Origin of the sequence: Paracandidimonas soli, from assembly GCF_004342005.1 — a bacterium.
Lineage (GTDB): Bacteria > Pseudomonadota > Gammaproteobacteria > Burkholderiales > Burkholderiaceae_B > Paracandidimonas > Paracandidimonas soli.
This window is the reverse complement of the sequence record NZ_SMBX01000012.1, coordinates 1-22,191: the sequence shown is the minus strand read 5'-3', so window position 1 is coordinate 22,191 and position 22,191 is coordinate 1. Positions and strand designations below refer to the sequence as shown.

Annotated in this window: 22 protein-coding genes; 16 read left to right on the top strand and 6 right to left on the bottom strand. The window is 63.3% G+C overall.

What is annotated here, in order from left to right; translation table 11 throughout:
* Positions 1-87: 87 nt before the first annotated feature.
* From EV686_RS16780 to EV686_RS16770, 3 genes are read right to left on the bottom strand one after another with little or no spacing between them, the layout of a single operon-like run.
* A complete protein-coding gene (locus EV686_RS16780; RefSeq protein ID WP_132478115.1) occupies positions 88-903 on the bottom strand; it encodes a MetQ/NlpA family ABC transporter substrate-binding protein in 816 nt (271 codons plus the stop codon).
* 50 nt (positions 904-953) lie between these two features.
* Positions 954-1,616 (bottom strand): methionine ABC transporter permease, encoded by a 663-nt coding sequence (locus EV686_RS16775; RefSeq protein ID WP_132478114.1) that lies wholly within the window; start codon positions 1,614-1,616, stop codon positions 954-956.
* 2 nt (positions 1,617-1,618) lie between these two features.
* Positions 1,619-2,491, bottom strand: coding sequence for a methionine ABC transporter ATP-binding protein (locus tag EV686_RS16770; RefSeq protein ID WP_243650931.1), 873 nt, complete (start codon positions 2,489-2,491; stop codon positions 1,619-1,621).
* A 216-nt stretch (positions 2,492-2,707) separates the two neighbouring features.
* On the opposite strand from EV686_RS16770, the gene EV686_RS16765 reads away from it, so the two are divergent.
* The 4 genes from EV686_RS16765 to EV686_RS16750 all read left to right on the top strand — a co-directional run bounded on the left by EV686_RS16765 (position 2,708) and on the right by EV686_RS16750 (position 6,461).
* Positions 2,708-3,880, top strand: coding sequence for a CaiB/BaiF CoA transferase family protein (locus EV686_RS16765; RefSeq protein ID WP_132478113.1), 1,173 nt, complete (start codon positions 2,708-2,710; stop codon positions 3,878-3,880).
* A gap of 16 nt (positions 3,881-3,896) precedes the next feature.
* On the top strand, positions 3,897-4,613 hold the full coding sequence (locus EV686_RS16760) for a FadR/GntR family transcriptional regulator (RefSeq protein ID WP_132478112.1): 717 nt from the start codon (positions 3,897-3,899) through the stop codon (positions 4,611-4,613).
* Entirely contained in the window at positions 4,606-5,418 is an 813-nt protein-coding gene (locus EV686_RS16755; protein WP_132478111.1) for an enoyl-CoA hydratase, read from the top strand. Before EV686_RS16760 ends, EV686_RS16755 begins: the two co-directional genes overlap by 8 nt.
* 80 nt (positions 5,419-5,498) lie before the next feature.
* Positions 5,499-6,461, top strand: coding sequence for a Bug family tripartite tricarboxylate transporter substrate binding protein (locus tag EV686_RS16750; protein ID WP_132478110.1), 963 nt, complete (start codon positions 5,499-5,501; stop codon positions 6,459-6,461).
* A gap of 154 nt (positions 6,462-6,615) precedes the next feature.
* Here EV686_RS16750 and EV686_RS16745 read toward each other — a convergent pair whose 3' ends face one another.
* Positions 6,616-7,320 (bottom strand): GntR family transcriptional regulator, encoded by a 705-nt coding sequence (locus EV686_RS16745; protein WP_132478109.1) that lies wholly within the window; start codon positions 7,318-7,320, stop codon positions 6,616-6,618.
* A gap of 164 nt (positions 7,321-7,484) precedes the next feature.
* Between EV686_RS16745 and EV686_RS16740 the strand changes: the two genes are divergently transcribed.
* From EV686_RS16740 to EV686_RS16685, 12 genes are all read left to right on the top strand, one after another.
* Entirely contained in the window at positions 7,485-8,462 is a 978-nt protein-coding gene (locus EV686_RS16740; RefSeq protein WP_132478108.1) for a tripartite tricarboxylate transporter substrate binding protein, read from the top strand.
* Entirely contained in the window at positions 8,459-9,598 is a 1,140-nt protein-coding gene (locus EV686_RS16735) for a mandelate racemase/muconate lactonizing enzyme family protein (RefSeq protein ID WP_132478107.1), read from the top strand. Before EV686_RS16740 ends, EV686_RS16735 begins: the two co-directional genes overlap by 4 nt.
* Positions 9,599-9,610: 12 nt before the next feature.
* Positions 9,611-10,504, top strand: coding sequence for a fumarylacetoacetate hydrolase family protein (locus tag EV686_RS16730; protein ID WP_243650930.1), 894 nt, complete (start codon positions 9,611-9,613; stop codon positions 10,502-10,504).
* Positions 10,501-11,463, top strand: a complete 963-nt coding sequence (locus tag EV686_RS16725; protein WP_132478106.1) for an NAD(P)-dependent oxidoreductase — start codon at positions 10,501-10,503, stop codon at positions 11,461-11,463. The genes EV686_RS16730 and EV686_RS16725 overlap by 4 nt, the downstream gene beginning before the upstream one ends.
* A gap of 15 nt (positions 11,464-11,478) precedes the next feature.
* Positions 11,479-12,621, top strand: a complete 1,143-nt coding sequence (locus EV686_RS16720; RefSeq protein WP_132478105.1) for a mandelate racemase/muconate lactonizing enzyme family protein — start codon at positions 11,479-11,481, stop codon at positions 12,619-12,621.
* 303 nt (positions 12,622-12,924) lie between these two features.
* Positions 12,925-14,112, top strand: coding sequence for an amidohydrolase (locus EV686_RS16715; RefSeq protein WP_132478104.1), 1,188 nt, complete (start codon positions 12,925-12,927; stop codon positions 14,110-14,112).
* A gap of 37 nt (positions 14,113-14,149) precedes the next feature.
* On the top strand, positions 14,150-15,649 hold the full coding sequence (locus tag EV686_RS16710; protein ID WP_132478103.1) for a M81 family metallopeptidase: 1,500 nt from the start codon (positions 14,150-14,152) through the stop codon (positions 15,647-15,649).
* A gap of 14 nt (positions 15,650-15,663) precedes the next feature.
* Positions 15,664-17,196 (top strand): ABC transporter substrate-binding protein, encoded by a 1,533-nt coding sequence (locus tag EV686_RS16705; RefSeq protein ID WP_132478102.1) that lies wholly within the window; start codon positions 15,664-15,666, stop codon positions 17,194-17,196.
* Between the two features lie 91 nt (positions 17,197-17,287).
* Positions 17,288-18,211: an ABC transporter permease gene (locus EV686_RS16700; protein WP_132478101.1), complete on the top strand. Its 924-nt coding sequence runs from the start codon at positions 17,288-17,290 to the stop codon at positions 18,209-18,211.
* A complete protein-coding gene (locus EV686_RS16695) occupies positions 18,208-19,113 on the top strand; it encodes an ABC transporter permease (RefSeq protein WP_132478100.1) in 906 nt (301 codons plus the stop codon). Before EV686_RS16700 ends, EV686_RS16695 begins: the two co-directional genes overlap by 4 nt.
* Positions 19,113-20,102, top strand: coding sequence for an ABC transporter ATP-binding protein (locus EV686_RS16690; protein WP_207901848.1), 990 nt, complete (start codon positions 19,113-19,115; stop codon positions 20,100-20,102). The genes EV686_RS16695 and EV686_RS16690 overlap by 1 nt, the downstream gene beginning before the upstream one ends.
* Positions 20,099-21,085: an ABC transporter ATP-binding protein gene (locus EV686_RS16685; protein WP_132478099.1), complete on the top strand. Its 987-nt coding sequence runs from the start codon at positions 20,099-20,101 to the stop codon at positions 21,083-21,085. Before EV686_RS16690 ends, EV686_RS16685 begins: the two co-directional genes overlap by 4 nt.
* A 12-nt stretch (positions 21,086-21,097) precedes the next feature.
* Here EV686_RS16685 and EV686_RS16680 read toward each other — a convergent pair whose 3' ends face one another.
* Both EV686_RS16680 and EV686_RS16675 read right to left on the bottom strand, forming a co-directional pair.
* Positions 21,098-21,355 (bottom strand): hypothetical protein, encoded by a 258-nt coding sequence (locus EV686_RS16680; protein WP_132478098.1) that lies wholly within the window; start codon positions 21,353-21,355, stop codon positions 21,098-21,100.
* Between the two features lie 88 nt (positions 21,356-21,443).
* A complete protein-coding gene (locus tag EV686_RS16675) occupies positions 21,444-22,094 on the bottom strand; it encodes a glutathione S-transferase (protein ID WP_279389501.1) in 651 nt (216 codons plus the stop codon).
* Positions 22,095-22,191 lie beyond the last annotated feature (97 nt).

Genomic DNA, 22,191 nt, shown 5'->3' with positions numbered 1-22,191 from the left:
CATCGCCAAAAACGAACCCCGGGCCGACTATGCGTCGTCGGCCCGGGGTTCTTCATTCAGTGCGGAGCGCCCGGCCCCGCCCGCCGGTTACAGCCCTGCTGGGCGGACGTAGCCGGGGAAGGACTTGTCCAGCACTTCCTTGAAGAAGGGCGACTTGAATGCCGCGGCCAGATCCTTGGCCCACGGCTTTTCCGCGTCCTCCGCGCGCACGGCGACGACCTGCTGGTACTGCACTGGCGGCTCTTCCAGCACGATCGCGCTGGTCAAATCCAGGCCGGAGGCGATGGCGAAGTTGCCCGGCACGATGGAGAACTCCACATCGCCGACCGTGCGTGGCAGTTGCGCCGCCTCCACCGGCTGCAGCTTGATGTTCTTGGGATTTTCCGCGATGTCCCGCTCCGCGACCCGGAGAGGATCGACATCCTGCTTCATCTTGACGACCTGGTGCTGCTGCAGCAGTTGCAGGGCGCGCGCCAGATTGCTGGGATCATTGGGCAGGGTAAAGCGGTCGCCTTCCTTGACGTCGCCCAGGCTGGCGCGCGACTTGGAATAGATGCCCATGGGAGCCGTCGTGCTCTGCACCAGGTCGACCAGGTCCAGCTTCTGGTCAGCCTTGAAGCGGTTCAGGTAGGCGATGTGCTGGAACAGATTGGCGTCCAGGGATCCCTGCGCCAGGGCCAGGTTGGGCTGCACATAATCGTTGAACTCGACCAGGCGGACCTTGTAGCCGGCCTGTTCCAGCTGCGGAACAATGGCCAGCTTGAGCACGTCGTAGTTATAGCCGGCGGTGGCGCCGAATACCAGGTTCTTCTTGCCCGGATCGGCGGCCTGCGCGGCAACGCTGCCTATGGCCAGGGCGGCGGCAAGCGAACCAAGCAGGAGACGGCGGCGTAGTGTCAGCATGATGATGTTCCTTCGATGACTATGGGATTGGGAGAAAATCGGGGATGCGTTCAGCGCTTGTCCAGCTTGTGCGCCAAGGCATTGCCGCCAAACTGGATGATCTGGACCAGCACGATCAGCAGCGCCACGGTCAGCAGCATCACATCGGTCTGGAAACGGTAATAGCCGTAGCGGATGGCGAGATCGCCAATACCTCCGCCGCCAACCACGCCGGCGACGGCGGAATAGGACAGGAAGCTGACGGCCAGCACGGTCAGCGCAAGAACCAGGCCCGATCGCGCCTCTCTGATCAGCACGCGCCGGACGATCTGCAATTCCGACGCTCCCATGGCTTGGGCGGCTTCGATGACGCCCTTGGGCACCTCGCGCAGGCTTTGCTCGACCAGCCTTGCGAGATACGGAATGGCGGCGACCGACAGCGGCACGGACGCCGCCAGCGGCCCGATGGACGTGCCCACCAGGATGCGCGTGACAGGCACCAGCGCCACCAGCAGGATGATGAACGGGAATGAGCGCACAGTATTGACCAGCCAGCTGATGATCAGATAGGCCGTCCGGTTTTCCAGCGTCTGACCCGGTCCCATCTGGAACAGCAGCACCCCCAGCGGGCCGCCCAGCGAGATAGCGGCGGCCAGACCGATTCCCAGCATGAGGAAAGTCTGGCCAATGGCAAGCCAGAGTTCGGGCAGAATAGCAATAAGATTTTCAGACATGATCAGACAGCTTCCCTTGAGGACGCGGCGCGCTCTTCGATATTCGCATCGTAGGCCTTCAGCAGTTCCGCGCGCCGGCGCTCCTGCTCGAGTTCCCTGCCGAGCACGCTGATGCGGCGGCCCGCATGGTCGTCGACATCGAACTGTTCGACCAGTTGCCCCTGCTCCAGGACAGCCACCCGCGTGCACAGCGCATGCACCACGGACAGCTCATGCGTCACGATGACGATGGTCACGCCGAGCTGCCGGTTGATGTCGAGCAGCGTCTCCAGAACGGAGCGCGTCGTTTCCGCATCCAGCGCGGACGTGGGTTCGTCGCACAGCAGCACTTTGGGACGCGGCGCAAGCGCCCTGGCGATGGCCACGCGCTGTTTCTGCCCTCCGGACAATTGCGCGGGGTAGTGGTGTGTCTTGTCGGTCAGCCCCACCAGCGCCAGGCACTCGTGCACGCGCGCATCCAGCTCCACCTTGCCGAACCTGCCATGCAATGTCAGCGGAAACGCCACGTTATCGAACACCGTGGCGTTCTGCAGCAGGTTGAACTGCTGGAAAATCATGCCGATGTCCTGGCGCGCCATGCGCAACTGGCGCTTGGAAAGGCGCGTCAGGTCCTGGCCATCGAGCATGACCCGGCCCGAGTCCGGCCGCTCTAGCAGATTGATCATGCGCAGCAAGGTGGACTTGCCCGCGCCGCTTTTGCCGATCAGGCCGAAGATCTGCCCTTGCGCGACATCCAGCGACAAAGGGCAGACCGCATTGAAGCTGCCGCCGCCAGGCAATGGGAACGTCTTGCTGACCGCCTCCAGCCGAATCAGTGGCGGCAGGCCAGGCATGGTTGGTGAATGCATGATGTAGAACGAAATGGCGCGCGCCATTCCGGGAAGCTATCGATGGGCCGGAAAGTATAGCGGCTTAGTATCTCACCGGATACTTATGCGGGTAACGAATATATCGTTTTCTTTATATACCAAAAAGAAATATAAAATCAACGGCTCCTTTCTGTCGGCACCAGATCGAATCCGCGTTCCCGCTTGACATGGATTCAATCCAACATGTAGCATGTCCAACAAGTAAAGAGGAGACAAATCATAATGCAGCCATTGGAGCGTTTCACCGTTCTGGACCTGACCCAGGTCCGCTCCGGCCCCGCCGCCGTCAGGCAATTCGCGGATTGGGGCGCAAACGTCATCAAGATCGAACAGCCCAAAGAGGGCGCGGACGACAAGCCCGGCGGATCGGCCCAGTTCGCCGATTACCAGAACACGCACCGGAACAAGAAAAGCATCACCCTGAACCTGAAGTCGGAGCACGGCCTCGCCCTGTTCTACGAACTGGTCAAGACAGCCGATGTGGTCGTGGAAAACTATCGCCCCAACGTCAAGAAGAAGCTGAAGATCGACTACGACACGCTCAAGGAAATCAATCCGCGCATCGTCTGCGCCAGTATTTCCGGATTCGGGCAGGACGGTCCCTACAGCACCCGACCGGGCCTGGACCAGATCGCCCAGGGGATCGGCGGCCTCATGTCGGTCACGGGAGAGCCCGGGCGCGGGCCGATGCGCGCCGGGATACCGGTTGCCGACCTGTCCGCCGGGCTGTTCTGCGCCATCGGCATCCTGATCGCCCTGCTGGAGCGCGAGCAATCCGGCCAGGGCCAGTGGGTGCATACCTCCCTGCTGCAGTCCCAGGTCTGGATGATGGACTTCCAGGCCATGCGATGGTTGATGAACAAGGAAGTGCCGGGACAAAGCGGCAACGACCACCCCACCAGCAGCCCGACGGGCGTATTCCCCACCGCGGACGGCCACATGAACATCGCCGCCATGGGCAACGACATTTTTGCCCGCCTGTGCAAGGTGATAGAGGCGGAAGACCTGATCGACGATCCGCGCTTCCTGACCGTCCCTCTTCGCGGGAAGAACCGCCCTGCGCTCAATCAGCGCATCGCGGAAAGGACCCGTACCCGTCCTACCCAGGAATGGATCGACCTGCTGAACGAGAGCGGCGTGCCCTGTGGCCCCATCCTCGCCATGGACGAGACATTCGCCAACGAGCAGGTCAGGCACCTGGAAATGGCGACGCCGCTGGATCATCCCAAGCTCGGGGAAATCCAGGTCGTGGGCCAGGCCATCAAGTTCAGCCGATCCAGGTTCGAAAAGCCGATCCATGCGCCGGAACGCGGCGAGCACAACGACGAGGTCTATGGCTCGCTGGGCCTGTCGGCCGAGAAAATCGCCCAGCTAAAATCAGAGGGAATCATATAACCGAGCGATCAATGCCATGTTCGAACCGTTCCTCAAGCCCGTCAATATGCCCGACGCCATCGCCCAGCAGATTCGCCAGAAAATCCTGGCACACGAATTTGCCGAGGGCAGCAAGCTGCCGTCAGAGCATGAGTTCTCGCAGATGTTCGGCGTCAGCAGAAATGTCGTGCGCGAGGCGGTCGCCAGGCTGAAGCTCAGCGGGCTGCTGGAAACCCGCCGGGGGATCGGAACCTTCATATCCACGGATCTGAACGCCGCCAACTTCCAGGTTCATGTCGACGATCTGCTGGACTTCGATCAGCTGAAGCATATTTTCCAGTTGCGCATCGAGATCGAAGCCGGCGCCGCCGCGCTTGCCGCGGAAAACCGCACGGAAGAGCAATTGCAGGCATTGAAGCAGGCGCTGGAGGACACGACCGGGACCGACCAGGACTGGGAACAGGGCGCGAAAGCCGCCTACCACTTCCACCAATGCGTCGTGGCATGCGCGCAGAACCCTTATTTCGACCAGTTGTACCGGCACCTGAGCTCCGTGCTGAGCAAGGCGGTCCGGACCTTGCGCAAGAAATCGACGGGAACCGAGCGCATAGGACAAGTGCACCAGGAGCACATCCGGATATTCCGGGCGATCCGGGACAAGGACGCCATGGTGGCAAGGCTCGCCATGCGGGAACACCTGAACAATGGCTTTGCCAGATATGGACTGCTGAATCAACGGAGAGACAATGAGTAAGACACTCATCCAGGAACTGACGACCGAACACCTGACCATAGAACAATCCGGCCATACCGGATGGATCACATTCAACGACCCCGCAAGGCACAACGCCGTATCGCTGGCCATGTGGGAAGGCATTCCCCCCGCGCTGGCGCGGTTCGAGAGCGATGACGACATCCGCAGCGTCGTCGTCACCGGAGCCGGCGGCAAGGCCTTCGTCAGCGGGGCCAACATCTCCCAATTCGACAAGCTGCGCACCGGCCGCGACGCCGTCGAGCACTACGAACAGGCGGCCGAAGGCGCCCAGCTTGCGCTGCAGAACTTTCCCAAACCGCTGATCGCGCGTATCGACGGCTATTGCATCGGCGGAGGAATGAACATCGCGCTGTGCTGCGACATCCGCTTCGCCAGTGAGCCCTCGTCCATGTCGATCCCGGCCGCCCGCCTGGGACTGGGCTATCGGTTTTCCGCAATACAGAACCTGGTACGCGCCGTCGGCGCCGCCAATGCCCTGGACATCTTCCTCAGCGCGGAACGCTACAGCGCGGCGCGCGCGAAAGAGCTGGGCCTGGTCCAGTACGTCGTGCCGAAGGAAGAGCTGGACCAGGCGCTTGCCGGCTACCTGGAAAAGATCAATGCCAACGCCCCGCTGACCATGGCGGCGGGCAAGAACATGATCAAGCTGCTGACCGACCGCACTGCGGACATCGACATGCAAGAGATGAAGCGACTGGTCATCCAGTGCTTCGAAAGCGCCGACTACAAGGAAGGCAAGCTGGCGTTCGCCGAAAAACGGCAACCCGTATTCACAGGCAAATAGAAAACAATGCCCCCACGCCGCGCTTTTTGCGGAGAGCCGTCCGGCGGCAAAAGATTCAACCCAACAAGGAGACAAACCCCATGAAAACCAAAGCCATACTGGCCGGCCTTCTGGTCGCCGCCAGCGCTCAAGCTTACGCCGCATATCCCGAGCAGCCCATCAAGATCGTGGTCGGCTACGCCGCCGGCGGCACCACAGATTTGCTGGCTCGCGCGCTGGGCGAACAGTTGTCGACCGAGCTGAATGTGCCCGTCGTCATCGAAAACAAGGCGGGAGCGGCAGGCAGTATCGCCGCCGCCGACGTGGAAAAAAGCAAGCCGGACGGCTATACGGTATTCGTCACCACGGTATCCAGCCACGGCATGAACCCGGCGCTGTACAGCACGCTCAACTACGACCCTATCGGAGGCTTCGAACCTATCTCCATGCTGGCGTCCATTCCCCTGGTGCTGATTACCGACCCTAAGCTGGAACTCAAAACCGTCGATGATCTGGTCGCCAAGATCAAGGCCAACCCTGGAGCCTACAACTACTCATCGAGCGGCAACGGCTCGCCGCCCCATATCGCCGCCGCCATTTTCGCCGACATGGCGGACCTGAAGCTGGAGCATGTCCCCTATCGCGGCGGCGCGCTGGCCAACACCGCCGTCATCGCAGGAGACGTGCAGTTCAGCTTCGCCACGCTGCCGGCGGCGCTTCCCCAGGTCAAGGGCGGCAAGCTGACCGCGCTCGCAGTGACGACCAAGGAACGTTCCCCCGAACTTCCGGACGTTCCCGCAGTCAGCGAGAACGCGTCCTTCCCGGGCTACGAAATCAATACCTGGAATGCGCTGCTTGCGCCCAAGGGCACCCCGCCTGAGATCATCGCCAAGCTGAACGCCGCCGTGGTCAAAGTCATGAATGCGGAAAAACTCCAGCAGCGCTTCCGCCAGGAAGGCGCAATCCCGCAAAGCAGCACGCCGGAAGAACTCTGGACCTTCGTGAAGGGAGAAATCAAGCGCTGGGATACCGTAGTGCGCAAGCTGGACATCCGCATCAACTGATCGGATCGTGATGCTTTGACATCCTCCCCTTCCTCAACCTGCGGCTGCCGCTTGCGCGCAAAGGAAGGGGATTACTACGGCGCCCAGGCGCGGCATTGAGCCGCCCCTGAGTCGCTTCGGCGGATTCCTGCTGCTGGCGACCTTGCTGCATCACTCACTTCACAGGCGAACCGGGCGTGTCCCGCCCTTCCTTCTCCAACTGCCGGGAAATATACGCGCTGGCCTCCGTCACGTCCCGGCGGATGCTTTCCGCCACTTTGGCGGGATCCCCCTTACGCAGCCATTCCACCGCTTCGCCGTGATAGTCGCGGCGCTTCAGGTTGGGCACATAGTCGCTGAGCACGGCATTGAGCGCGGGGCCGCAGCGCAGCCACAGCGTTTCCGTGATGTCCAGGACGACATCCATGCGGGCGTGAGCGTAGAGGGAAAAATGAAAGCGCCGATGCATGTCGAGATACGTGTTCTTGTTGGGGCGGTCGATGGCTTCGCGCATTTTTTCCACGATCTGCTGCAACAAGCCGATCTCGTCCGGATCGATATGACGCGCGGCCGCTTCCGCAAGACGTGACTCCAGGTCCGCGCGCAGCAGCATCAACTGGCGGAACTGCTCCGCATCCAGCCGGGGCACGGTCGCCCCTCCCTTCTGCCCCCCCGGTCCGCGATCCAGCACACGCTCCGCGATCAGGTGATTGATGGCGTCGCGCACCGGCGTCAGGCTGATCTGCAGGTCAGCCGCGACATCCCGCAGGACAAGCCGCTCTCCCGGCTGGAATCTTCCCGACAGCAACGCCTGCTTCAACGACTGGTAGGCCAGGTCGGACAGATTGTTCTTTTCTACAGGCAACAGGAAGCGCGGCATGGGGAAACACGAAATCAAGGGGATTGACGCATCTTACCGGACGGCCTCTCTTCATTCAATCTTCATTATTTGTTGTTTGTTATAACAAACTAGGATAGAATTTTTTCGCAGCACCAAGATGTCCAGCAAACGCGTCACACAAAACCACTCTCAGGAGACATGACATGCGACAAAGGCATTTTGCAGCACTAGCCCTGGCAGCCCTGCTGCCGTTTGCGGCTCCCGCCAGCGGCAAGGACTTCCCCCAGCGAGACATACAGTTCATCATTCCCTGGAATGCCGGCGGCTCGAACGACATCGCCGCCCGGCAGCTGCAGAACATCATGCAGAAGCAGGCCGGCGTCAGCCTCATCGTGGAGAACCTGCCCGGCGCCACGGGCTCTATCGGCATGACGCGCGTCGCGCGTTCCGCCCCGGACGGCTATACGGTGGGGATGGGAACCAGCTCCACCCTCGCGCAGATCGCCCAGAAGCTGACGGACCTCCAGAACAGCCAGTTCACGCCCATTGCGCGGGTATCCGTCGATCCCCTGATTCTCGTCGTCCACCAGCAGAATCCGGCCAGGAACCTACAGGAATTCCTGGCGAACATGAAGCAGAAACCCGTGTCCATCGGCACGCCGGGCACCAATAACCTGAACCATATCTTTGCCGAGATGACCGCGCAGGCCGCCGGCACCTCCTACATCCATGTCCCGTACACAGGCGGCGCCAAAGTCATCACGGACCTCGCCGGCAACCAGATCCAGGCCGCCGTTCTCAAGCCCTCCGAGAGCAAGGGACAGATCGACGCAGGCAACGTACGTCCGCTCGGCGTCTTCGCCAACGAAAGACTGGAGATCATGCCCGACATTCCGACCTTCAAAGAGCTGGGGCATGACGTATTCCCCTACGGGCCGCTGGTGCAGATGGCCTACGTGGTCGCCCCGGCAGGCCTGCCCCAGATGGAGCGCGACCGCCTGATCACGCTGTTCTCCAATGCCATCGAAAGCCCCGAATTCAAGGACTTCGCCGACAAGAACGGCGTCGTGATCAGCCCCCTGAAGGGCGACGAGCTGACGAAGGAGATCGACGGCGTGCAGAACACGCTCAACAGCGTCGCCACACGCATCTTTGAAAAGGCAGAAGGAAAGAAACCATGAGCATCATTCGCAAAGTCACCTGCCATGCCGTCTCCGCCCCGATCGCGCGGCCATTCACCTCGTCCAGGGGATGGCTCTACAAGACGCGCGGCTCATGCATCGTCGAGATCGAGACGCAGGACGGCATCGTGGGCTGGGGCGAATGCTACGGGCCCGCCCATGTCGCCAAGGCCTTCATCGATACGCAGTTCGGTCCCCGGATCATCGGCCGCGACGCCTTCGATGTCGAAGTGATATGGGAGGACCTGTACAACCGCATCAAGGACTACGGCTCCAGCGGCATGGCGATCGCCGCCATCAGCGGCATCGACATCGCCCTGTGGGACATCATCGGCAAGTCCTGCGGCAAGCCGGTGCACAAGCTGATCGGCGGCGCCTACCGGGATACGGTGCAGGCCTATGCGACCGGCCTGTACTTCATCGACATGGACCGGCTGATCGAAGAGGCAGTGGAGGAGGCGCAAGGCTATGTCGAAGACGGCTTCACCGCGGTCAAGATGAAAATCGGCCTGGGCTCGCCGAAGCTGGACATCGCCCGCGTCGCAGCCGTGCGCAAGGCCATCGGCGACGATATCCGGCTCATGGTAGACGCCAACCATTGCTTCTCCGTGCCCGCCGCCATACGCCTGGGGAGAGAGCTCGAGCAACTGAACGTGGAATGGTTCGAGGAGCCCATATCGCCGGAGGACCTCGACGGCTACGTGGAAGTGAGCCGCGCGCTGGACATGGCGGTCGCCGGGGGAGAGAACGAGTACACGCGCTGGGGGTTCAGGGATATCGTGGCGCGCAAGGCCATGGACATCGTCCAGCCTGACGTCTGCGCCGCAGGCGGCCTGAGCGAATGCAGGAAGATCGCCACCCTCGCCATCGCCCACGGCGTCGAGTGCGTGCCGCACGCCTGGGGATCGATCATCGGCGTCGCCGCCACCCTGCACTTCATCGCCGCCCTGCCCGACCAGCCTCCCAGCTTCCGTCCCATGCCTCCCCTGTTCGAATTCGAACAATGCGAAAATCCGTTCAGGGACGATCTGGGCATGGAGCCCATCGTGCAGGAACGCGGCATCGTCGCCATCCCCACGGGTCCCGGTCTTGGCATAGACATCAACCGCAAGGTACTGGAAAAATACACGACATGAGGTCCTGACGCCATGCGTTTCGTTACCTTCGCGCATCAGGGAAGGATTTCCGCCGGCATCCTGCTCGACGGCGATGATCCGGGGCCGGCGATGCTGATCGACGGGTCCCACCCTTCCCGGCCCGCGCCATTGCAGGCCCTGGCGCCGACCATGATGGACTGGATATCCCATGGTCTGGCGCCGCTTTCCCAAGCCATCCGGAACGCGGAAATATCGCCGGCATGCCTGCTGCGCCAGCAGGACGTGCGCCTGCTTGCTCCGCTGCCCGATGCGGGCAAGATCGTGGGAGCGGCCTTCAATTACCGCGACGGCCTGGCCGCCTCCGGCCGCGCAGCTCCGGAGGCTCCCGTTACGTTCGTCAGGTCGCGGACCACCATCATCGGGCCGGACGAACCCATCACGATCCACGAAGGGCACGAAATCACCTACGAGGCCGAGCTGGCCGCCGTCATCGGCAGGCCTGCGCTGAACTGTTCCCGCGAACAGGCCATGCCGCACGTTTGCGGCTACACCCTGTTCAACGACGTCAGCTATGCGGACATGGTGCGCCGTGACGGCAACTTCGTCAGGGGAAAGAACCAGCCTGCCAGCGGACCGCTGGGTCCATGGATCGTATCTTCCGACGATGTGGACGATCCTCACGGCCTGGCCATTTCCCTGTCCGTGGACGGCAGGCAGCTGCAGTCCTCCTCGACCAACGAGATGCTGTTTCGCATCGACGAACTGATCGCGTTCATTTCCACCCGGATGCCGCTGGATACGGGCGATATCATCGCCACGGGCACGCCAGCGGGCGTCGCCTCCAACCACTCGCCGCCCGCCTGGCTGCAGCCAGGACAAACTGTCATACTGAGCATCCCCGGCTTCGGCAAGCTCGGCAATCCCGTCACCAGGATAGGCGCATGAACAACTCCCGTCCCCAGGTTCTACTGACCAATCCCATCCACGAACAAGAGCACCTGCGGCTGGCGCAAGCAGCAGACGTCACGGTCGCGCCGGATACGCAGCCGGATACGCTGCGTCGGCTGATCCGGGACGCCCAAGTGCTGATCGTGCGCTCGAAATTGCCCGACGACATCTTCCAGCACCAGCAGCAGTTGCGTGGCGTCATCCGGCATGGCGTCGGGCTGGACATGATCCCCATGGCGCAGGCTTGCGCGCACCGCATTCCCGTTGCGAACATTCCCGGCTCCAACACCGCATCCGTCGTCGAATACTGCGTGGCCGCCATGCTGCATTTCAATCGCCGCCTGCCCCGGATGCTGCTGGACGACCCCTCCCGCGACTGGGCCGAGGCGCGCCGATGCGCGGATCAGGCGCGGGAAATCAACGGGCTGACGCTGGGAATCGTAGGCGTGGGGACCATCGGCCGCGCGCTGGCCTCCGTCGCCCAGGCGCTCGGCATGCACGTACTGGGGCTGACGCGCAGGCCCGAAACCCTGCCCGAGGGAGTAGCGGCCGCCGACAAGACGCAGCTCTTTCGCCAATCGGACATCGTGGTGCTCTCATGCCCCCTGACCGACGAGACCCGGGGGCTCGTGGATGCATCCGCGCTGGCGTGCATGAAACCGGATGCATTGCTGATCAACGTGGCTCGGGGCCCCGTCGTCGACACCAACGCCCTGCTGACCGCATTGCGGGAAAAGCGCCTTAGAGGCGCCATGCTGGACGTGCACGACCAGCAGCCCATTCCGGAAGGGCTTTATCCCAAGGGACTGGAACACCTGTTTCTGACGCCCCATGTCGCCGCCATTACGCAATCCAGCATGCAGCGGATGAGCCGCGGCGCGGTCGACGAAGCTCTTCGCCTGCTCGACGGCCAGCGCTTCCTCAACCTGGTCAATCCTGAAATCTACCAGCCATAAATCTGTGGAGGCCGCATGAAAATCACGCAAATCAAGGCATTTCCCATTTCGTTCCCCGTTCCCGCGGACAAGTCGGTCACGCTGGGAATCGGCCGAAGCGTCAAGCGCGATGCCGTCCTGGTGCGCGTGGAAACCGACGGCGGCCTGACCGGATGGGGAGAAGCCCATCACGGCCGCTGCCCCGGCGCAATCGCCAAGCTCATCGACACGACCTTGCGCGAGCTGGTGCTCGGGCGCGATGCGCTGGACGTCAACGGCATCGGCTCCCATGTGTACCAGATGCAGATCGGCAGCCACGGGATGGGAGCTGCGGCGGCCCTGGCCCTGAGCGGGCTCGATCTCGCCCTGTGGGACATCCGCTGCCAGGCGGCCAGCATGCCCCTGCATGTCATGCTCGGCGGCAGAAACAAGCCGGTCAAGGCATACGCGGGCGGCATTTCCCTGGGCTGGCAGGCGCCCGACTCCCTGGCGGAAGAGGCCAAAGGCCATGTCGAGCAAGGCTATCGCGCGGTGAAGCTGCGCATGGGCGATACGGTTGCGAACGATATCGCCCGCGCATCCGCCGTTCGCCGGGCGCTCGGCGACAGCATCGACATCCTGGTGGACGCCAATACCCGCTACACCCTGGATGACGTGCGCCGCATCATGCCCGCATACGACGAACTGGGCATAGGCTGGCTGGAAGAGCCCTTTCCCGCGCACGACCTGGGCCTGTACGTCCGCGCCGCCCGGCTGGGACGCACTCCCCTCGCCGCTGGGGAAAACCACTACACGCGCTACGAATTCGAACCCCTGATCGCCTCCGAGTCCGTCGGCTTCGTCCAGCCCGATCTCTCCAAGACGGGCGGCATCACCGAATCCCTGAAAATCGCCGCGCTTGCCGGCGCGAGAAGATTGAGCGTCAACCCCCATACATCCGCCACCGCCATCAATATGGCGACATCCATCAGCTTCTTGTGCGGCATCGACAATCCCGGCTATTTCGAGGCGGATCTGACACTTTACAATCCTTTTCGCGACAATATGACCGATATGCCGCCTTATCGAGTCGATACCAACGGCTGCGTGCAGGCGCTGGACGGCGTCGGCATCGGCCTGAAAGTCGACGAAGCGTTCATTGCGACGCACCCTCTGATCGAAGGCCCATGCTACGTCTGATCGCCAGCGGTATCCGGATATCGCCGGCCCTCGGAAACTCGCTATATCCATATACATATAAACGCTGAGCTTATGTATCCCCGCCCGGGATGTCCCCTTCGCCACCAGCAGGGGCGCCGCATTCGGCCGCGCACCGATCCAGAGCGGAAACCGGCTATCCGGGCAGAACCGCACTTTACTTCCGGACGGCAGGAATATATTCTCTATGGCTTCATCGCCCGAGTTACCGGGCGATACATCGCGCTACCGTCGGACCATCCTCGGCATGCGTGCAGTCCGAGTTGGGTTATCCGAGGTTTTCCGATGTCACTACGTCCTTTTCCCGAAGCAATCGAAACGCACCTGTCCGAAATTCTTCCCACGTTGACGGAAACGCGCCACGATATACACCGCCACCCGGAAATCGGCTTCAAGGAAGTGCGTACCGCCGGCATCGTCGCCAAGCGGCTGCGCGAACTGGGCCTCGAAGTCACGGAAAACATCGGCACGACCGGCGTCGTCGGCACGCTGCGCTCCGGCTCCGGCACACGGGCCATCGGCTTTCGCGCCGACATGGACGCGTTGGCCATGAACGAGGCGACCGGGCTGCCCTACGCTTCCGGCACCCCCTGTATGATGCACGGCTGCGGCCACGACGGCCACACGGCCATGCTGCTCGGCGCGGCGGAAGTGCTGGCGAAGAACCCGGTGTTTTCGGGCACCATTCATTTCATCTTCCAGCCTGCGGAAGAAGGACTCGGCGGCGCACCCGCCATGATGCGCGACGGCCTGTTCGAGCGCTTTCCCATGGACGCCGTCTACGGCCTGCACAACAAGCCCAACCTGCCGGAAGGCTCATTCAACGTCACCATAGGCGCCATGCTCGCCGCCGCAGATACGTTCACCGTCGTCTTCGGCGGCCAAGGCGGCCATGGCGGATCCGGCGCCTACATGTCGATCGATCCGACGATGGCGGCAGCGCAATTCGTCACGAACCTGCAGGCCATCATCGGCCGCAATATTTCCCCGTTCGACCAGGGAGTCATCAGCGTCGGCCACATCGGCGGCGGCAACTACGATGCGCCTAATGTGATTCCCTCCAGCGTTACCATACGCGGTACGGTGCGCAGCTTCGCGCCGGCAACGCGCGACCTGCTGGAACGCAGGCTCAACGAAGTGGCGCGCGCGGCCGCCGACGCATTCGGCACCACGCTGGAAGTCAAGTACGAGCGCCTGTTCCCTTCTCTGCACAATCCGGAAAAAAGCACCAACAAGGTTCTTGCCGCTCTGCGCGAGCGCTTCGGCGATGCTCGCGTCAATGACAAAATGCAGCCCGTGGGCGGCGCCGAGGACTTCGCCTACATGCTTGAAAAGTCCGATGGCTGTTTCTTCTTCCTCGGCGCCGGCAACGGGCCGGCGCTGCACTCCGATCGCTACGACTTCAACGACAGGATCATCGCCGATGGTGTGCGCTACTGGGTGACCATCGCGCAGACGGAACTCGCGGCCTGAAACACGGCAACCGTAGACGAAACCAGGAGACGCCCCCTTGAAAATTGCAATAGCGGGTTTCCAGCATGAAACCAACAGCTTCGCCGACTCGGTAGCCGCCCGCCGCGACTTCGACCGACCAGGCGGCTGGCCGCCCTTCTGTACCGGCGCGGAGATGGCCCGCATCATTTCCGCCTCGGGCACGCCCGCCGCCGGCGCCATGGCCGAGGCCAGCGCCGCATCGGTCGAAATCGAACCTCTGCTGTGGTGCATCGGCCTGCCGTCCGGCCCGGTCGAAGATGCGGCGTTCGAAGACATTGCGGACGACATCTGCGCTCGTTTTCGCGCCGCGCTCGATGCCGGCATCGATGCGCTCTATCTCGATCTGCATGGCGCGATGGCCACGCCCTCCCTGCCGGATGCCGAAGGCGAGCTGCTCGCCCGGCTGCGCCGGATCGCGCCCGCGCCGTTTCCCATTGCCGCGTCCTTCGATCTGCACGGCAATATTTCCGAATCCATGGTGCGCGACTGCACTTTGCTCGATTGCTATCGCACCTACCCTCATATCGACCTGAAGGACACAGGCGCACGCGTCATGCGCCGGCTGATCTCGCTGCTGAGCGGAACACCCGCGCCAGTCCTGGCCTATCGGGCCGTGCCTTATCTCGCATCGATCAATGACCAATGCACGTTCTCCGAGCCGACTCGCGGCCTGCTGGCATTCGCCCGGCAGATGGAGGACGGAGAAAAAGTCGAATGCGTCAGCCAGTTCTTCGGCTTTCCGCTGGCGGACGTCCCGGATTCCGGACCCTCCATCATCGTGCAGGGCCATGACGGAGCCGCCGTGGAAGCCGCCGCCGACGCCATGCTCGCGCAATGGATCGCCGCCGAACCGCAATTCGCCACCCGCCTTCTTTCGGCCCACGAAGCGGTGGCGCAAGCCATGCGGCTTTGCGCCGCCGGCGGCGCTGGCCCCGTCGTGATCGCCGATACGCAGGACAACCCTGGCGGAGGCGGAACCGGCGATACCACCGGCATGCTGCGCGCCCTGCTCGACGGCGGCGCGAAAGGCGCGGTACTGGTCCATATCGCCGACGCCCAGGCCTCGGAGGCCGCGCACGCGGCCGGCGAAGGCGCGTTGCTGGACCTGGCTATCGGCGCGGGACAGTCGGCGCAATACGGCGCTCCCGTCGAAGGGCCATGGCGCATACTGAAGCTCGGCAGCGGCAGCTTTACCGGCATCGGCCCCATGTACAAAGGCAACCCTATCGCTCTGGGCCCCGTCGCCCTTCTCGAGCGCGATGGAGTAAAAGTCATCGTGGCTCCTCGCAAAATGCAGGCATCCGAGCCGGGCCTCCTGCTGCACCTGGGACTCGCTCCCGAAGCATTACCGATACTGGTCGTCAAAAGCTCGGTGCATTTCCGCGGCGCCTACCAGCAGATGGCACGCGCCATCCTGCCGGCCATCGCGCCCGGCGCCGTCGAAGCCGACCTGCTCCGCCTTCCGTACCGCCGCGCGTTGCGCAAGCCCGCGCGCACTGATTCACTTCAAGCCTAGAGGTCACATAGCTTATGAAACTCCATCATATCCCCCGCATGCTCGGCCTTTGCGCCGCCCTGTCAGCCGCCTCGCTACTGTCCGTTCCGGCTGCCGTCGCCGGCCCGGCGGACAAGTCCATCACCATAGGCATGGGGGAAGACTTCCCCACGCTGGACGGCTACATCAACACTTCCCGCGACGGCGTCGTGATCACCATGCACATCTACGACATGCTGATCTACCGCAATCCCAAGACCTTCGAGTACGAGCCGCTGCTGGCAACCTCATGGAAGCGCATCGACGACAAGACGCTGGAATTCAAGCTGCGCGAAGGCGTCACCTTCCATGACGGCTCGCCTCTGACCGCCGAAGACGTAGCCTTCACCTACAACTACTGGGCCAAGCCGGAGAACGGCGCACGCTCGCAGGTCACCGTCTCGTGGATAGACCACGCCGAAGTCGTGGACGACCATACGGTGCGCGTCATCGCAAAGGCGGCCGCCCCCGCGGCGCTCGAATTCGTCGCCGGCTCACTGCCGATCTACCCGTCCGACTACTTCCAGTCGGTCGGCGCGAAGGCATTCGGCCAGAAGCCCATCGGCGCCGGCCCCTACAAGGTGGAATCCAACAGCGACGGCATCGTGAAGCTGGTCGCCTACGAAGGCTATTACAAGGGCGGAGCCAAGCGCACGCCTTCCATCACCACCGTCAACTGGCGCATCATCCCAGATACCGCCACTCGCATCGCCGAAGTCATCGGCGGCGGCGTGGACTGGGTGTGGAACGTTCCCTCCGATCAGGTAGAGCAGCTCAAAGCCGTGCCGACGCTGGATGTCGCGCTGGCATCGACCATGCGCATCTCTATGGTCGCGCTGGACGCGGCGGGCCGCACTGGCGATACGCCTCTCAAGGACGTCCGCGTGCGCCAGGCCATCAATCACGCCATCGACCGCAAGACCATCGTGGAGAACCTGGTCGGCGGCGACGGCGAAATCATCAACGCGCCGTGCCACCCGGTACAGTTCGGCTGCGACCAGTCCGCCGCCGTGGTCTACGACTACAACCCCGAGAAGGCCAAGGCACTGCTGGCGGAAGCCGGCTACGCGAACGGGTTCTCGACCACCCTGGGCAGCTACCGGGACCGCGCCCGCGCCGAAGCGGTGCAGTCCTACCTGGCCGCCGTCGGCATCAAGGCCGAGCTGGAAATGCGCCAGGCAAGCCCTTCCTTCTCCAGCTGGCGCGAAGGCAAGATGCCGCTCTGGTACGGCGACTGGGGCTCGTTCTCGCTGGCCGACAGCTCAGCTTCCATGGGCAATATGTTCGACGGCTCGAACAACGACGGCGCTCGGGACGAGAAGGTGATCGAGCTGGTCAAGGCGGCCTCGTCGGTGATGGATCCCGACGAACGCAAGAAAAAGTATTCCGAAGCGATCGGTCTCATCACCAAGCAGGCCTACTGGGTGCCCATGCACACGATCGTGATGGGATACGCCTACACCAACACCCTGGACTTCAAGCCCACGCTGGACGAACTGCCGCGCTTCTACGACGCCAGCTGGAAATAGGCCCAGCCAGGGCCAGCCCGCCGCTCCGGCGCGCGGGCTGGCCGGCGTCGCCTGCATCGCGGGCTTTTGCTTTTCATAAACGGCAAGATACATGCTGACCTATCTACTGAGACGGGCGACGATGGCCATCGTGGTAATGATCGTCGTTTCGATCATTTGCTTCATATTGAGCAACGTCGCCTCCGACCCAGCCGTGGGCATTGCCGGCCCGCAGGCGACGGATGCCGACCTGGAGCTCATCCGCAAGACCTATGGCTTCGACCGTCCGCTGCCGGTGCGCTACGTCGAATACATCGGCAATCTCCTGCAGGGCGATTTCGGCACCTCCTACCTTGCCCGGAGACCGGCGCTGGAAATGATCGTGGAGCGCCTGCCCGTAACCGCCCTGCTCGCAGTACTATCGATGCTGCTCGCGCTGGCCATCGCCCTGCCGCTCGGCTGCGCCGCCGCCCTGCGCCCCAACACGATCATCGATCGCTTCGCCCAGACTCTCGCGGTGGCCGGCCAGGCCATTCCGAACTTCTGGGCCGGCCTGCTGCTGATCATCGTCTTCGGCGTGCAGCTGCGCTGGCTGCCCATTTCCGGCTCCAGCACGCTCGCGCACTTCGTCCTTCCCGCCATCACGCTGGGAACGTTCGCCATGCCGCCGCTGATGCGCCTGATCCGCGCGGGGATGATGGACGTGCTGTCATCCGACTATATCCGCACCGCGCGCGCCATGGGCATACGCCCGCTGCAACTGACGTTCAAGTACGCATTGAAGAACGCCGTGCTGCCGGTCATCTCGCTGGCCGCCGTGCAGCTCGGCTTCATGCTGGGCGGCTCCATCGTCGTCGAATCCATTTTCGCGCTGAACGGCGTGGGCTATCTCGCCTGGCAATCCATGTCGCGATCCGACATGCCGGTCATCCAGGCCATCGTCCTACTGATTTCCATGGTGTATATCGTACTGACGCTGCTCGCCGACCTTCTTAACGGCCTGATGGATCCAAGACTGCGAGGCAGCCGCTCATGACACGCCAGGCCACTCCTCCCATCGCCGGGCGCCTCGAAGAAGAAACGCTGGTCCGTCGCCTGGGCTTCTGGCGCAAGGCAGCCAGGCACCGCACGTTCCTGTTCTCCGCCGCCATCCTGGTCGCGCTGCTGCTGATCGCCATTTTCGCCCCCCTGCTCGCGTCCCACGATCCTTATCTCCAGAATGTCGCCATGCGGCTCAAGCCGCCCTTCTGGCACGACAATACCGTGGCGCAGCACCTGCTGGGCACAGACCAGCTGGGCCGCGACTATCTCAGCCGTCTGATCTATGGAGCGCGCATCTCCATGATGATCGCCATCGGGGCGACGCTCATGTCGGCGATCATCGGCGTCACCCTCGGACTGCTGGCCGGCTACTACGGAGGCTGGATCGATACGGCTATCTCCACCATCATCACCACGCGCCTTTCCATGCCCATCATCCTGATCGCGCTGGCCGTCGTCGCGATCGTGGGCCCGTCGCTCACGGTGGTCATCATCGTGCTGGGCCTGCTGCTGTGGGACCAGTTCGCCGTGGTGACCCGGGTCGCCACCCAGCAGGCCTGTGCGCGCGACTACGTCACCGCCGCACAGGTGATGGGCGCTTCCCTGCCTCATATCCTGTTTCGCGAAATCCTGCCCAATATCCGTGCTCCGCTGATGGTGGTGGCGACAGTGGAAATGGCGCAGGCGGTACTGCTCGAGGCTGCCCTGTCCTTCCTCGGGCTCGGCGTGCAGGCGCCGCTGCCGTCCTGGGGGCTCATGCTGTCGGAAGCGAAGACCTCCATGTTCTTCAGCCCCTGGCTCATCGTGCTGCCGGGCGCCTGTCTCTTCGTCCTGGCGCTGGCCATCAATCTCATGGGGGATGCCATGCGCGACCTGACATCCGGAGGGCGCGGCTGATGCTGTTACAGGTACGCGATCTCAATGTCACGCTGCCCGACCAGGGCCAGCGCCTTCACGCCGTGCGCGGCATCGACCTGGACGTGGCCGCCGGAGAAACGCTCTGTCTCGTGGGAGAATCAGGCTGCGGCAAATCGATGACCGCGCTTGCGCTGATGCAGTTACTGCCGCGCGGCGCGAAGCTGGCAGCGTCCGAACTGCGGCTGGGCGACCTGGATCTGGCCAGTCTGTCCGAGAAAAAGCTCTCCGGCATACGCGGCCGCCGAATTTCCATGATCTTCCAGGAGCCCATGACCGCGCTCAACCCGGTTTTCACCATCGGCGACCAGTTGCGCGCGGTATATCGGCGGCACACCGGCGCAAGCGCAGGCGCCGCGCAGGCGCGCGCCATAGAGATGCTGGAAAGCGTCGGGCTGACGAACGCCGCGCTGCGCATGCGGCAATATCCGCACCAGCTGTCCGGCGGACTGCGCCAGCGCGTCCTCATCGCCATGGCGCTGATGTGCGAACCCGAAATGATCATCTGCGACGAGCCCACCACCGCGCTGGATGTCACCACGCAGGCGCAGATACTGCACATCCTCAAGGAGGCGCAGGTATCCCGCAACATGGGCATGATCTTCATCACGCACGATCTGGGCGTAGTCGCGCGCATCGCGGACCAGGTCGCGGTCATGTACGCGGGCCGCATCGTCGAGCGCGGACCGCGGCAATCCGTCCTGCGCACTCCCATCCATCCCTATACCAAGGGGCTGATCGCCTCGGTTCCCAAGCCGCAGGGCGACAAGCCCGGGACGGCGAGGCTGGCAAGCATACCCGGCAACGTGCCCGCCTTCCACCAGGCGGACGCGCGCTGTCCGTTCCTGTCGCGCTGCGCCCTGCGCATGGAGGCCTGTTTCACCGAGCCCCCGCCCATCCGCCAGTTGCCCTCGGGACAGCAGGTATCCTGCCATCTTCCGCTTCCGGCGCAGGAGGCGCAAAGCCAATGACACCGATTCTCGAAGCACGCAATCTCCGCCACGTGTATCAGATCCGGCGAGGACTCCTGGGGCGCAGCACGCCGCTGAACGCGCTCAACGATGTTTCCCTGTCCATCAATCCGGGAGAAATCCTGGGCGTGGTCGGCGAATCGGGCTGCGGCAAGAGCACGCTCGCCCGTATTCTGCTGGGGCTGGAAACCCCCACATCGGGCGAAGTCCATCTGGACGGCAAGCCCATTTCGCACTACGCCCGCAAGGAGCGCTCCCTGGCCATCCAGCCGGTATTCCAGGATCCCTTCGGCTCGCTCAATCCCTCAATGTCGGTGCAGGACCTGATCGCCCTGCCGCTGCATATCCACAATATCGGAACGCGCCAGGAACGCCAGAAGCGCGTCGCCACCATGGCGGACCAAGTTGGGCTGCCGCGCCGGGCGCTGGCCGCCAACCCCGGCCAGTTGTCCGGCGGACAGCGGCAGCGCGTGGCCATCGCCCGGGCGCTGATCTCCGATCCCAAGCTCGTCATCTGCGACGAACCCACTTCCGCCCTCGACGTCTCAGTCCAGGCGCAGATCCTGAACCTGCTGCTGGACCTGCGGGCGGAACACGGCATCGCCATGCTGTTCATCTCGCACAATCTGTCCGTCATCCAGCACATGGCGGACCGCATGATGGTGATGTACCTGGGTCATGTCGTCGAGGCCGGCAAAACGCACGATGTCTTCACGCATGCCCGGCATCCCTATACGGCGGTCCTGCGCGATGCGGTATTCACTCCCGACGATGACCATGGCGTGCCGGACCTCGGCCTGCGCGGCAATTTCCCCAATGCCATGAACATGCCGTCGGGCTGCACCTTCCATCCCCGCTGCCCCGTCGCGCGGCCCGAATGCGCGGTCAGGAAGCCCGCTCTCGAGGCGGGAGCTACGCCGGATCATGTCAGCGCCTGTCTCTTTCCGCTGACGGCATCGAGCGAAGAGGCCGCGCCTGCCTGAGAAGGGATGCGCTCAGCGCCGGCAGTGCTCCACGACGCCGGCGGGCCCGTCATATACCCGCAGCTCCACCTTGTCCGCCACATAGTGAGCCACGAGGGTCTGCTGCGGGCTTATTTCCCATACACCGCGATGCATGTGGCTGCACGGCAGCAGGCTATAGCCGAATACGTCCCTGGCGGCGCCGCGTACGCGCCGGGAGGAAAACATGTCCTTCACGGAGGACTCGATACTCATGTAGGACACAGGACCGCCGGGGCAGGTATTCGCCATGGCGAACAGCGTATGGAAGCCTGATGGCGCGGACGCCGCCGTCTGGCAGAAAACCTCTCGTTCAACATCATTCGTGCAGTCCAGAGCCTCAGGCCTGCTGCGCGGGAAACACCACCGGCTCCGAACCAGGCTGCCATGCCGCGTATTTCTCCATGCATCCGGCGAATATCCGGCTGTCCAGGAACCAGTCCAGCCACCGTTGCAGGCCCGGCCATGACTGTTGCCGGAACCATTCCAGGTCGACATGCGCGAACTGGCGGATGAACGGCAGGATGGCCATGTCCGCCAATACCGGCCTACCGCCGGACAGGAAGGCGCTTTCCCTCAATGCGCGATCCAGCTGCCCCAGCCATCGGACGGCCGCGTCCCTGTCCGTTTCTCCCGCCTCAAGACCGAAGCGTTGCGGGTATTTATAGCGGTCCAGACGCCGTTTGAATTCGCCGTCGTTCTGCGCGGTCAGGCGCTGCATTTCCTCCAGCGGTACGCCCTGCGGCGCCAGCCAGCCTTCCGGATCCGCGCAGCCCAGCGCCCAGCGCATGATGTCCAGGCTTTCGTCTATCACCCGCCCGCCAGGCAGCACCAGAACGGGAACCGTGCCTTTGGGCGAAGCCTCCAGCATGGCCGCCGGCTTGCTGCGCAGGACGACCTCGCGCAACTCGCACGGGACGCCCGATGAAAAGATCGCAAGACGCGCCCGCATGGCATAGGGGCAGCGGCGGAATGAATACAGGATGGGCAGTGTGAATCGCCCCGGGAATCGCGGAGGCTGTTTGGTTAAAGTACAGCGTTCATCGGCACGGCGGCGGGGTGAGTACGGTGATAGAGTTCCTCCGCCT